At 68.5% G+C, this 12,826-nt stretch carries 8 protein-coding genes; 7 read left to right on the top strand and 1 reads right to left on the bottom strand.

The window, feature by feature from the left end; genetic code table 11:
• The first annotated feature begins 40 nt into the window (after positions 1-40).
• From ACZLZQ_RS05820 to ACZLZQ_RS05810, 3 genes are all read left to right on the top strand, one after another.
• Positions 41-1,477, top strand: a complete 1,437-nt coding sequence (locus tag ACZLZQ_RS05820; RefSeq protein WP_472948566.1) for a mannose-1-phosphate guanylyltransferase/mannose-6-phosphate isomerase — start codon at positions 41-43, stop codon at positions 1,475-1,477.
• Positions 1,478-1,704: 227 nt separating this feature from the next.
• Positions 1,705-3,372, top strand: coding sequence for a type I secretion system permease/ATPase (locus ACZLZQ_RS05815; RefSeq protein ID WP_472948565.1), 1,668 nt, complete (start codon positions 1,705-1,707; stop codon positions 3,370-3,372).
• A gap of 90 nt (positions 3,373-3,462) precedes the next feature.
• Positions 3,463-4,779: an HlyD family type I secretion periplasmic adaptor subunit gene (locus tag ACZLZQ_RS05810; RefSeq protein ID WP_472948564.1), complete on the top strand. Its 1,317-nt coding sequence runs from the start codon at positions 3,463-3,465 to the stop codon at positions 4,777-4,779.
• Between the two features lie 67 nt (positions 4,780-4,846).
• On the opposite strand, the gene ACZLZQ_RS05805 is transcribed toward ACZLZQ_RS05810, so the two are convergent.
• A complete protein-coding gene (locus ACZLZQ_RS05805) occupies positions 4,847-6,073 on the bottom strand; it encodes a GNAT family N-acetyltransferase (protein WP_472948563.1) in 1,227 nt (408 codons plus the stop codon).
• A gap of 873 nt (positions 6,074-6,946) precedes the next feature.
• On the opposite strand from ACZLZQ_RS05805, the gene ACZLZQ_RS05800 reads away from it, so the two are divergent.
• The 4 genes from ACZLZQ_RS05800 to ACZLZQ_RS05785 are packed head-to-tail and all read left to right on the top strand — an operon-like array spanning position 6,947 to position 12,808.
• Positions 6,947-9,193 (top strand): GumC family protein, encoded by a 2,247-nt coding sequence (locus ACZLZQ_RS05800; protein ID WP_472948562.1) that lies wholly within the window; start codon positions 6,947-6,949, stop codon positions 9,191-9,193.
• Between the two features lie 59 nt (positions 9,194-9,252).
• Positions 9,253-10,209: an NAD-dependent epimerase/dehydratase family protein gene (locus ACZLZQ_RS05795; protein WP_472948561.1), complete on the top strand. Its 957-nt coding sequence runs from the start codon at positions 9,253-9,255 to the stop codon at positions 10,207-10,209.
• A complete protein-coding gene (locus ACZLZQ_RS05790) occupies positions 10,206-11,483 on the top strand; it encodes a glycosyltransferase family 4 protein (protein WP_472948560.1) in 1,278 nt (425 codons plus the stop codon). Before ACZLZQ_RS05795 ends, ACZLZQ_RS05790 begins: the two co-directional genes overlap by 4 nt.
• On the top strand, positions 11,480-12,808 hold the full coding sequence (locus tag ACZLZQ_RS05785) for an MATE family efflux transporter (protein WP_472948559.1): 1,329 nt from the start codon (positions 11,480-11,482) through the stop codon (positions 12,806-12,808). Before ACZLZQ_RS05790 ends, ACZLZQ_RS05785 begins: the two co-directional genes overlap by 4 nt.
• Positions 12,809-12,826 lie beyond the last annotated feature (18 nt).

Below are 12,826 nucleotides of genomic sequence, written 5' to 3'. Positions count from 1 at the left end.
CGATAGCCCCTCTTCCTTTCTCTCACCAGGAGCGAACAGCATGACTGCGGACATCCGACCCCTCATCCTCTGCGGAGGCTCCGGCACCCGGCTCTGGCCGGTCTCGCGCGACTCCATGCCGAAGCAGTTCATCCCGCTGACCGGGGAGCTGTCGTCCTTCCAGCAGACCTTGCTGCGGGTTTCCGACGATGCCGTGTTCGGCTTTCCGGTCATCGTCACGGCCGAGAGCCACCGTTTCGAGGTCGAGCGCCAGCTGCGCGCCATCGACATGGACGCGACCTTGATCCTGGAGCCGGAGGCCCGCGATTCAGGCCCCGCCATCCTCGCCGGCCTGCTGCTGGTCGCCGCGCAGAGCCCCGGCTGCTGCGTTGCCGTGCTGGCCTCGGACCACGTCATCGAGGACAGCCGGGCCTTCGTCGCCAGCATGGTCGCGGGCCGCGCCGCGGCGTTGGACGGGCGGATCGTCACTTTCGGCATCGCGCCGACCCATCCGGCCACCGGCTACGGCTACATCGAGCCGGGCCCCGCGATCCAGCCCGGACTGTCGCCGGTGCAACGCTTCATCGAGAAGCCGGACGCTGCCACCGCCACGACTTACATCGAGAACGGCTACCTCTGGAACTCCGGCAATTTCCTGACCCTTCCGGAAACGCTGATCAGCGAATATGCGCGCCTGCAGCCGCAGGACTTCGCCGCTGTGCAGCACGCCGTCGCCGACCGGACCAACCGGTCCGGCGCCCTGGCGCTCGACCGCAGCGCCTACCAGCAGGCGCGAAAGATCTCGATCGACTACGCCGTCATGGAAGAGACCGACCGCGCCAGCGTGGTGCGCTCGGCCTGGGGCTGGTCGGATGTCGGCACCTGGGACGCGCTCTGGGAAATTTCCCCGCACGACGCGCAGGGCAACGCATTGCGCGGCGACATCCAGGTGCTCGGCAGCGAGGGCTGCTACATCCGCTCCAGCGGCCAGTTGACCTCGGTGGTCGGAACCAAGGATCTCGTCGTCATCGTCGAGCCGGACTCCGTCCTGGTGGTCGACCGCAAGCGGGCCGGCGACGTCAAGCTGCTGGTCGAGGACATGAAGCGGCGGTCGGTGCCGCAGGCATCGGCGCATCAGCGGGTGCACCGTCCCTGGGGCTGGTACGAGGTGCGCGATCTCGGCAGCAATTTCCAGGTGAAGCGGATCGCCGTCTATCCCGGTGGCCGGCTTTCCCTGCAGAAGCACCAGTTCCGCGCCGAGCACTGGGTGGTGGTGACCGGCACCGCGCGCGTCACCGTCGATGCCGCGATCTACATCCTCCAGCCGAACGAGCATGCCGAAATTCCGCTGGGCGCGGTGCACCGGCTGGAGAATGCCGGCAGTTCGCTCCTCGAAATCGTCGAGGTCCAGCACGGCAGCTATCTCGGCGAGGACGACATCATCCGGATCGAGGATATCTACGACCGGATCGCTCCCATGCAGGAAGCCGCGGAGTAATCCGCCCCCACCCGGCATGACCGGCATGGGCGCATCCCGTCCGCAAGCTCTCGGGCTTGGCGGCCGGGGGCCCATGTCGATCATGCCTTTCAGCATTTTAGGGTCGAACCGCAGGTGGGATAATGCCGCGCGAAACGCGCCAGTCGACGCGAAGCCCTCTTATCCCCCTTGAACCGGGACCTGCGGCGCCCCCTTTGGCGATGCCCGAGAGCCGCATCAGGCGGCAGGTGCAGAAGGGACTCACCGGCCTTTTCGGCTTCACCCTCGTGGTCGACGTGCTGATGCTGGTGCAGCCGCTCTACATGCTGCAGGTCTACGACCGGGTGCTGCCCTCCCGCTCGGTCGAGACGCTCATCTACATCTCTCTGCTGGCGGCGAGCGCACTGATCCTCCTCGGTGTCGTCGACACTGTTCGCAGTATTCTGGCGAGCCGCCTTGCCGCGGCCCTTGCGGTGGAGGCGGGCGCCGATACGCTCATCGCGTCGCTGGACGGGCCGCGCGCGCGGCTGGGCGATGTCCAGCCCTTGCGGGACCTCGGCACCGTCCGAGGCTTCATCTCCGGCAAGGGCATCCTTGCCTATCTCGACCTGCCCTTCGCGCCGCTGTTCATCCTCCTCCTCTATCTCGTCCATCCGCATCTCTTCGTACTCACCGCCCTCGGCGCGGTGGTGCTGGCGCTGATCGCCTGGGCCAACCAGGCTGCCACGCAGGATGCCTCCTCGCAGGCCAGCGACGCCTCGGTGAACGCGATGCTGTCGGCACAGGCCTTTGCCCGCAGCGCCGAGACGATCAAGGCGATGGGCATGACCAGCGACGTCGTCGGCGCCTGGGGCCGCAGCGAGGCGGCCTCGCTTCAGGCGCAAGACCGCGTGAACCGGATCAACGGCGCGTTTGCCGGCGGTTCGCGCGTCGTGCGTCTCGGCCTGCAGATCGCTATCCTCGGCTATGGCGGCTATCTCGTTCTCATGGGCGAGATGACGGCGGGCATGATCTTCGCCTCGTCGCTGATCTCGGCGAGGGGCCTGCAGCCGATCGACCAGGTGATCGCCGGCTGGCGCGGCTTCATCGACACCCGCAAGGCCTGGAGCCGGTTGAAGGTCGCGCTGGCGCGGAGCCCTGCGGATGTCCCGCTGATCGATCTCCCCGCCCCTACCGGCCGCATCCGCATCGAACAGGCCGTCGTCTTCCCGCCGCGAGGAACTGCGGCGGCCGCGCCGGCGCCGATCCTCAACCGGATCTCGGCAGACATTCCGGCTGGAGAGTGCGTCGCCGTCATCGGGCCATCCGGCTCGGGCAAGTCGACCTTGATGCGCGCGATCGTCGGCACAATGGAGCTTAGCAGCGGCGCGATCCGCATCGACGGCGCCGATATCCGCACTTGGGACCGCGAGCGCCTCGGCCGTCACGTCGGCTATCTCGCGCAGGAGGCGGACCTCTTGCCGGGCACCGTGGCGGACAATATCGCCCGCTTTTCCCCGGGCCGTACCGACGAGGCGGTGATCGCGGCAGCCCGCAACGCGCATGTGCACGCCCTCATCCTCGGCCTTCCCAAAGGCTATGACACCGTGATCGGGCCGGCGGGGCACCAGTTGTCGGGCGGCCAGCGCCAGCGTGTCGGCCTTGCCCGCGCCTTCTACGGCTCACCCCGGATCCTCGTGCTCGACGAGCCGAACGCCAACCTCGACTCCGACGGCGAGCGCGCGCTGGAACAGGCGGTGCGCGAAGCGCGGGACGCCGCCACCACGGTTCTCGTCGTCACCCAGCGCCGGCCGATCGCCGAGCAGGCCGACAAGATCATGGTGATGCGCGCCGGCTCGCTGGTCGATTACGGTCCGCGCGCCGAGGTGATCGCGCGGCAGCAATCTCTCGCCGGCGGACAGGCGGGCCCGGCGTGACGATGTCGTTCTCATTGACCAGCCATCAGGGATCGCGCGCGGCAGCGGCGGTACCGCTGCAACCGCTTCAGGATTGGAGGATGTGAGGCCATGGTCGACCGCAACAGCTGGGCTGAGGGTGTCAGCGTCGGCACGCGCCGCCTGACCTTGACCGGGCTCGCCTCCGTCGGCGCCTTCGGGCTGGTCTTCGGGTCGTGGGCTGCCTCGGCCCCGCTCGAAGGCGCGGCGGTGGCGTCCGGCTTCGTCGCCGCCGCCGGCCAGAACCAGCGGATCCAGCACCTCGAAGGCGGCATCGTCGAGAAGATCCACGTCCAGGAGGGCCAGGCGGTCAAGGCGGGCGACATCCTGTTCGAGCTGGACCCAACGGCCGCCGAAGCGCAGCGCAATCAGCTGGAGCAGCAGGGGGTGTCGCTCGCCGCCCGCGCCATTCGCCTCGTCGCCGAGCGCGACGGCGGCGAGCGCCTGGTTTTCCCGGACGATCTGAAAGCTGCGGCGCGGGAGCAAGGCGTCGACGGCACTCTCGACGAGCAGCAGAAGGAATTTGCGGTCCGGCTGGACCGCCACCGCCAGGAGGGGGTGATCCTGCGCCAGCGGGTGAATGCGCTGAACGAGCAGATCTCCGGCCTGTTGTCGCAGCAGGGGGCCGTCGAACAGCAGCTGGCCGTCGTCGCCGAGGAGACCGCGCGCAAGCGAGCGCTGCTCGACAAGGGGCTGACGGACCGCTCGGAGTACACCTTGCTGCTGCGCAGCGAGGCGGAACTGGTCGGTCAGCTGGGGCAAGTGAAATCGAGCGTCCTTGCCGCCAAGATCGAGATCGTCGAGGCCGAGGAACAGTTTCAGCGGCTGACGACGCAGCGCGTCGAGACCGCAGCGACCCAGCTGAACGATGTGCGAACGCAGATTTCCAGTGCCCGGGAGCAGTTGCGCGCCGCCAGCGCCATTCTCGCCCGCCTGCAGATCCGCTCCCCATCGAACGGCATCGTCGTCAGCACGCCGTTCAACACGCCCGGCAGCGTGGTGCGTGCCGGCGACACGATGCTGGAGCTCCTGCCGACGAACGACGACCTGGTGATCGAGGCGCGGCTCTCGCCGAATGACATCGACGCGATCTCGATCGGACAGGCGGCGAGCCTGCGCTTCAGCGCCCTCAACGCCCGCACGACGCCGACCGTGCCTGCCACGGTGACCTATATCTCGGCCGACCGGCTGATCGACGAAGCCAGCCGCCAGCCCTACTACATCGCCCGCCTGAAGATATCCGGCGACCTGCCGGCCGAGATCCGCAAGGCCCAGATCTATCCCGGCATGCCCGTGGAGGCCTTCATCAAGACCGGGGAGCGCACCTTCCTCCAGTATCTCGGCAAACCCATCCTCGACAGCTTCAACCGCGCCTTCCGGGAGGAATAGCCCGGAGGTTCAGTGGGCGCGGCGCAACGGTCGGTAAGGCGGCGGGCTGCCGCTTAAACCGGAGAACTCAGTAGAACCGGTGGGCAAGTCCGATGACGCGTTTGCGCACCGACATTGGCAAGGTGCCGAAAGCGCGTTTCAGCCACGGCTTGCCGGTGCGCAGGTAGGCGACGGCCAGCCGGCCCTTCAGATTGAGCGGAATGGCGTAGTCGGTCACCGCGATCGTGGCGTCGGTCCACTCGGTCTTGTGCGGATGCGTCGGTGCCAGGAAGTCGAAAACCTCGATTCCCAGTCCCGTTTCGGCAAACAGTTTCCAGAGCAGCAGGCGGCCCGGGGCATGGGAAGCGTAGCGGCGGTCGTAGCTCTGGATCAGCGAGTAATAGCGCCCGCGCTCGATCAACCCGATCTCGACCGCCGCGGTCTCGCCGCCGACCGACAGACGGGTAACCATGAACAGACCCCGGCGGGCGATCTCGGAAATGGCGGCGCCGTTGGCGGGGTGGTCATAGCCGGCGCTGACGCCGCCCCGCTCCTGCAGCCAGGCGCGCTTCAACTCGAGCGCCTCGGCAACCGCCGCGACGTGCCGGCAGCGCGGGACGGACTGGAACTCCACCCGCCCGAGCCGTTCGAGGTTGCGCCAGTGCCGCTTCAGCGCATTGACGCTGCGGCCGCTGCGCGTCTTCGGCCGGCCCAACTCCTCGCCTTCCGCCTCGCCGCTGAGCCGGAGAAACGGCGCCTCGTCCTGCGCGAACAGGTGCCGACCGAGACGAGACCTGCCGAAGCTGTCGAGCCCCCCGCCCTCTCGGACATTGTGCAGATGGACGAGGTCGACGCCGGGCTCGGCCCTTACCTGCCGCAGGGCGAGATCCACCCATTCCGCCGATCGCGGCGACCTTTCGACCAGCAGATCACAGTACTGCGTCGCCGGTTCGGCAAGGGCATGCAGGATACGCACCGGCCCGAGGGAGCGCACCGCCAACGGCCACAGCAGCACCAGCCGCCCCTCCTCGAAGACCGTGATGATCCTGACATCCACCGGACGGCCGAGCCCGGCGCAGGCCTCGACCCAGGCCTCGCACCAGCCATGGCTCTGGTAGAGCGTCGCCCCCGGCACGCGCCTGTGCAGATCCTGCCAGGGGTGCCTGAGGCTTGCCAGCGCGCGCTCGGTCGAAACCCGCAACGCCCCGACGCTGACGCCTGGCGCGGTGGGAGGGATCAGGCAAAGGCTCGGCCGAACCGGTTTCGGCAATCCCTGGTTGACGGAAAGCTCCGTCTCGGTTTGCACGATCTGCATCAAAGCTTCTTTTCCAGGAGGGGCTGTTGCAATGCGGTAAGCTTGAGCTGGCGGGATGCCCCGCTCGGACCGGGCAGGACATCGCTGGCCGGAAGGCCGGTCTGGGGCTTGCCGAAAAGGGTTTGCCTGCAGCAGCCCGGCGCGGGCATCGGGCGATGAGGGCCGGCCCCGCAACGCTCTCGCCGCAGAGGCCGACGCGGCCGGACCACGTGTTCCGTCGCCAGACCACGGGGCGCTCCAGTCCGCGACCCCTTTGCTTCCAGCAAGACGGATGGGGTCGTTCTGCCCCCGCGCCCGACAGGGCACGTCGATTGGCGTTTTGGCCGCGACACTATAGGATTCACCGATACTGCCCCTCCGGAGAAAATTTATTTGAATTTTCCCCGATCCGAATATCTTGATACTTCTTCTATGCCGGCAGCATGCGTCGACTCAGCCTGATCAGCCGATAGGCGGCTCGGGATCAACAGTATCGCGCCCTACCCAGAGTTCTAAATCTTAAAACGCGCTACTCCGCTTGGTCCGACGCCGGCCTTGGCGGCGGCGCTCGGCCGAACGCCTGTCCCTCAGGCTGTTGAGGCGGCATCGGGCCGGCGGCGGCTCCGCAACGGCAAACCGGCGGTGTCTGGGCGCCGCGCCACGGCATGGGGCACGTCATGGGCAACGCCGAGGGCGTGATGGCTTCCCATTGCTTTCGGCAGCAACGGCTTGCCGGGGACCAGATGGATTACTCACCAAATCATACTTCAATTCCGACAGGGCGGCCTTTCTACTCTGGGCAGCAAAGGCCTCCTTTGCGCCGGCCGCATCGCCAGCGCCGGATTTGACGGATCCCACGCCGCTTTGTGCCCTCCGACCTAGACGGATCTTCGCATGAACTCTGTCCCTCCCCGCGAATTCGCCCGGTTGACCCAGCCGCCGGAGGATTTCAGGCCGCCTTACGACGCCACCTTGTTCAATATGCTGCGGACGCTGTGGCGCCGGAAACTGTTGATCGGCACGGTGATGGTGACCGGCGTTGCTGGAGCCCTCGGCGCAGCCTCGCTGATGCCGAAGAGCTATGTCGGGGAGGCCTTGGTCCAGCTGTCGTTCGAGGGCGAAGGCGTTGCGGCCAGCGGGGCCACCGGCGGCACCAGCGCCGCCGTCGACCCGACGGCCATCGTCGAGGGCGAGGCGGAGATCATCCGCTCCCGCGCGATCGCCCGGCGGGTGGCCGGCAGCCTCTGGGCAGCCGACGATCCAACCGGGGATCTGACCGGTCCGCGCCTGTCGGCGACCCAGCGCGCGGAGGACGCGGGGGGGGCGACCGGCAAGGCGCAGTCCTACATGAGCGAGCTGGCCGCGGACCTGCGCGCGCGGTTCGCGCCGCCGCCCGTGCCGGCGCTCGATCGTGAGGTTCTGGAACTCCAGAGCCGTCTTGGTGTGCGGAACGACGCAAAGTCCTACCTGATCCGCATCGCCTATACCGCCGCCGATCCGGCGCAAGCCGCCAAGGTCGCCAACGCCTTCGCTGAAACCTACCTGCAGAGCCGGGTGGAGGTCAGCGTCGGCTCCGCCCGGCGCACCAGCGAGTGGCTGGCGTCGCAGGTCGCGGCCGCGAAGGCGACCCTGGCCGAGGCCGAGCAGAAGGTCAGCGCCCTCCGCCTGACGGGTACCGGCCGCGGCGCGGCCGACATCGGCAACAGCCAGACGATGGAGAAGCAGCTCGCCGACCTCGTCGGCCAGTTGTCCGGCGTGCGGCTGGACCGGTTGAACCTCGAAGCCCGCCTCTCGCGGCTGCGCGGCGCGGTGGCCGCAGGCCTGACACCGTCCGCGCTTGACCTCGCGGGATCGACCGATGCGCCCCGACTGATCGAGGCGGAGGTGACCAGCCGGCAGGAGGCGGCGCGCCTCGGCTCGACGCTGGGCGAGAAGAACCCCCTCGTCGCCCGCGCCAACAATGCCCGGCGCGAGGCCCGCGAACAGCTGGCCAGCGCCGTCACCTCCGCCATCGGAATCACCGAGGCCGAGGTCGCGAGCGCCAGGACATCCGAGGCGAGCCTTGCCCAGCAGCTCGAGGAGACCAAGCGCACCGCGCTCGAGAGCCAGGCGGCGAGACAGCGGCTGAGCCAGCTCGAGGCCGAGGCCGAGACCGCGCGCGGCGGGCTGGTGCGCCTGCAGGAGAGCTACCGCCAGGCCTTGGCCCTCGCCGACCTGAAGCCGATCGGGGCGAAGCTCGTGAGCCCGGCGGAGTCCCTCAACGTCCCGGCATCGCCGAAGATGTCGCTGATCGCCATCCTGTCCGGCATCATCAGCCTCGGTGCCGGCATCGGCCTGGTACTGCTCCTCGAACTGCGCGACACCGGCTTTCGCGCCGCGCCCCAGCTGGCGGCCGACCTCGGCGCCCGCTGCATCGCCACCGTCCCGGCGATCAATTTCCGCATCGGCGCCACCTCGCGCCACTTCCGCGAGGAAGCGCTGAAATCGCTGGCGATCCAGGCCGGCCTGACCCGGCACCGGGGCAACAACACCATCCTCGTCGTCACCTCCTCCGTCCCTGCCGAGGGCAAGACCGATCTCGTGCGCGACCTTGCCCAGACGCTCGCAACCCTCGACCAGCGCGTCCTGACCATCGAGAACGTCGTCCGCCGGCAGCCGGTCTATACTTGGGATAGCCAGGACAGGGCGGAAGCGGAGACGAGCCACCAGACCGCGCTGACGATGCAGGTGCACAGTGCCGGCAGCAAGATCGCCGGCTACTACCGCACCTCGACAGACCTGCGCAGCGTCTTCGAGAGCCATGACCGCCTGCAGAACTGGCTCGAGACGAACGGCGCGCATTTCGACGTGGTGATCGTCGAGGCCCCGCCGATCCTCACCAATGCCGACGCGCTGATCCTGACCCGGCTGGCCGACCTCGTCATGCTGGTCGTCAAGTGGAACGCCACGCCGAAGGCTGCGGTCGCCAACGCCTACGCGCAGCTCAACGGGTCGAAGGCGGAGATCGGCGTCGTCCTCAACCAGGTCGACCTGATCCGCCACAAGGCGCTTGGCCTCAAGGACAACCTCTATTTCCACCGTCGCTATCTCGAGAAGCGCGAAACGCGGCAGAGGTCCGCGGCGCATCCGGAGACGGCCTGACGGGCCGGCCATCTTCGCCTTGCACCGCCGTCCCCATGCTCAATCAACAGGAGAACAACGTGAAGCGGATTATCGTCACGGGTGGCAATGGCTATGTCGGGCGCGAACTCGTGCGCCTCTTGTACGACGAGCACGAGGTCCACGTGCTGGACAAGGTCGCACCGGACGCCTTGCGCTTCCGGACCGAAGAACGCTCGAAATTCCACTTCACCCAGGTCGACCTGATCGACGAAGCGGCGGTCGGGCAGGCGATGGTGGCGATCGTCCCGGACGTCGTCGTCCATCTCGCGGCGGTGCATTACATCCCGCAATGCGAAGACGAGCCGCTGATGGCGCTGGGCACCAATGTTCTCGGCACGGTCGCCGTGCTGAAGCATCTGCCCGAGCGGTGCCGCATCGTCTTCGCCAGCAGCGGCGCGGTGTACAAGCCGGCCGGTGACCCGCACGGGGAGACGAGCCTTCAGCAGCCCTCCGACATCTACGGGCTGTCGAAGCTGCACGGCGAGCATTACGTCGCGAACTTCGCCGCCAAGCGCTCCCTCGACGCGGCCGTCGTCCGCCTCTTCAACGTCGTCGGCCCCGGCGAGACCAACCCGCATCTCCTGCCCGAACTCGTGGCGCAGCTGAAGGCCGGCCGGCAGACCATCCAGCTCGGCAACCTCTGGCCGAAGCGCGACTACATCCACGTCAAGGATGCCGCGCTCGGCTTCCGGGCGATCGCGCTGAAGGGCAGCACCTCTTTCGGCGAGGTGACCACCGTCAACCTCGGCACCTCCAACGCCTATTCCGTCATCGAGGTGCTGGAGAAGCTGCGCACGGTCTCGCAGACCGATTTCGCCATCGAGGAAGATCCCGACCGCACCCGGAAGGTCGACCGCCCGTTCCTGGCCGCCGATACCTCGCGCATCCGGGCCCTGTTCGACTGGAGCCCGCGTTTCACGATCGACGACGCGATGGCCGATCTCTGGCGCGAGCCGGAGCTCTCGGCGTCGCTGACGGCGAGGTACAACGTATGAAGGTCCTCGCCGCTGTCGTCGTCCCCTCCCACCTCAGCGTCAGCGGCGCGGCGCGGGCGGCCGAGAGCCTCAGCACCGCCCTTGCGGGGCACTGCGACATCGCGCTGGCGACGATGATCGCCGGTGGCGACCGGCCGGCCAGCGGCAATGGGCCGCTCGCCCGCATCCCCACCCGCACATGGCTGCCGCCGGGCCTCGGCTTGTCGCGCGTGCCCAACCGCTTTCGCACCCTGTTCTACCGCTCGGACATCGACCGGCACATCCGCGCGCAGTCCTACGACCTGGTGCACCTGCACAATCCGATGCCGGCGCTGGAGATGCGGCGCATCGCCCGCGCCTGCCGCGCCCGCGGCATTCCCTACGTCGTCTCGACGCACGGCTTCAACGAAGTGACCAACGGACTGCGCATCTACGGCTTCAACCGCTGGCAGAAGATCGTCTGGCAGAAGCTGGTGGTCGATCCGGTCCGCGAGGTCGTCGCCCATGCCGCCGAGGTCTTCGCCTTGTCGCCTGATGACATCGACCTCCTGCGGCAGCTCGGGCAGCGCACCGACAACGTGACCATCGTCAGCAATGGCGTCCCGATGCCGGCGCCCGGAGACGCTGCGGCCGACGATCGCCTGCTGCAACGCTTCGGCCTTCGCCCGCGCGGTGCGGGATCGCCGCCGACCTTGCTCTTCCTCGCCAACCACACGCCCAACAAGGGACTGCCGGTGCTGCTCGAGGCGTGTCGCCGGCTCGAGCAGCCGTTCCAGCTGATCCTCGGCGGCGAACAACGGGACGGGGTGGCCTATGCCGAGCACATCGCGGCCTGCCGTCCCGGTCAGGCGATCGCCGTCACCGGCCGCCTGTCGGACGCCGAGGCCGCGGCGTGTTTCCGGCGCGCCGACATCTTCGTCTTCCCGACGCTCGCCGACACGTTTCCGCTGGTGGTCCTCGAAGCGATGGCGGCTGGCCTGCCGGTCGTTGCCTCGCGCGTCGGCGGCATTCCCCACCAGATCGGAAGCGAGCACGGCCTGCTCGTCGAGCCCGGCGATCCGGCAGCCCTTGCCGCGGCGCTGGATGCGCTGATCGCCGACCCGGCGCGGGCGGCCCGCCTTGGCGCTGCAGGCAGGGCGCGGGCACAGGCGGAGTTCACCTGGGAGCGGGCGGCGGAAATTGCCTTCAGCGGCTATGAAACCGTGTTGGCGAGAACCTCGGCCGTCCGCGGCAGCGCCGCGCGCCCGGCGCCGGCGTCCCCCGTTCTGGCCGGCGTCACGGCGAGGCCGCGATGACACAACTGACCGAGGACGGCGGCATCCTGCCCGCCCCGCCCCCGCGGCGGTGGCACCAAGCCGCCGCGCGGCTGCCGGCAGCAAGCTTTCCGCTGCTGGACCAAGGCATCATCAGCCTCGGCACCTTCCTGTTCAACATCGTCCTTGCCCGCAGCATTGCGCTGTCCGAGTATGGTCACTACGCGATGGCGCTCGGCATCCTCTTGCTGATGCAGGCTGCCTCCAGCTCGCTGATCTTCTATCCGCTGTCGATCTATGCCGCCGTCGCCGACGACCAGCGGCGACGGGATCTGGTCCTGTCGAGCCTGCTCCTGACGGCGCTGGTGTGCGTGCCGATGACGCTGCTCGTCGGCACGCTACTCTGGTGGCTGATCGATACGTCGCTTCTGTTGCCGGCGTTTGCCGTTCTGGCGGCGGGACAGTTTCAGGAGGCAGTGCGGCGCGGACTGCTCTCGGGGCTGCGCCACGGCACCGCCATCATCGGGGACAGCGTCCGCTATCTCGGCCAGGTCGTGCTTCTGGTCGCGACCGCGCACTGGCTTCCGCTGCACCTGCCGGCCGCCCTTTATGTGATGGCGGTGGCAAGCCTCTTCGGCGCCGGCATCCAGCTCGCGCAGAGTCGGATCGGCGGTGCCCGGCTGCTGGCTCTCCTGCCGCTCGCCCGCGATTTCTGGCGCCTCGGCCAGTGGTCGCTGACCAGCAACGTGCTCGGCATCGCCCGCACGCAGTGCCTGCCCTGGCTGCTCGGCGCGCTGTCCGGCCCTGCCGCCGCCGGCGCCTTCCAGATCGCGATGAACATTTTCAACCTCACCACGCCGATCGTCATCGGCATCTGCAACATCGTGCCCCAGATGGCGGCGCGCGCCTTGCCGCAAGGCTATCGCGCCGCCTGGCAGGCTTCCTGGCCGCTGATCGCGACCGGGGCGCCGATCATCCTTCTCTGCAGCACTGCCATGCTGATCGCCCCGCACGCCTTCGTCGCGCTCTTCTACGGTGACGCCATGCGCAGCGACGCGATCGCGGCCGGCATCCGCGTGCTCGCGGGCGGCGCCATCTTTGCCTATGCCTCGTCGGCTGCCTGCGCGTTCCTGCACGGGGTGAATGGTGGCCGCGATGGCCTCCTCGCGGACCTCGCCTCGACCGTCGTGATGCTGGTGCTCGCCGTCCCGCTAACCGTCGCCTACGGCCTTGCCGGCGGGTGCCTGGCGCTGGCCGCGGCGCTTGCCGCCCGCACCGTCTTCCTCGTCGCCAGCATCGTGCGACGTCTGGCCGAGACGGCGGCGGACGACGGTCCCTTGCAGGTCAGCACGGCCGCGTCCCGGTAGCCTCCGTTTTCCATCGCC

This window comes from Mesocryomonas lacus, assembly GCF_055730105.2.
The sequence above is the reverse complement of the archived record's forward strand: the minus strand, read 5'-3'. Positions and strand labels throughout refer to the sequence as shown.

Excerpts from the sequence above, each read along its gene's own strand:
- ACZLZQ_RS05810 (WP_472948564.1), top strand. The coding sequence starts at position 3,463 with ATGGTCGACCGCAACAGCTGGGCTGAGGGTGTCAGCGTCGGCACGCGC.
- ACZLZQ_RS05785 (WP_472948559.1), top strand. The coding sequence starts at position 11,480 with ATGACACAACTGACCGAGGACGGCGGCATCCTGCCCGCCCCGCCCCCG.
- ACZLZQ_RS05805 (WP_472948563.1), bottom strand. The coding sequence starts at position 6,073 with ATGCAGATCGTGCAAACCGAGACGGAGCTTTCCGTCAACCAGGGATTG.
- ACZLZQ_RS05790 (WP_472948560.1), top strand. The coding sequence starts at position 10,206 with ATGAAGGTCCTCGCCGCTGTCGTCGTCCCCTCCCACCTCAGCGTCAGC.
- ACZLZQ_RS05800 (WP_472948562.1), top strand. The coding sequence starts at position 6,947 with ATGAACTCTGTCCCTCCCCGCGAATTCGCCCGGTTGACCCAGCCGCCG.
- ACZLZQ_RS05820 (WP_472948566.1), top strand. The coding sequence starts at position 41 with ATGACTGCGGACATCCGACCCCTCATCCTCTGCGGAGGCTCCGGCACC.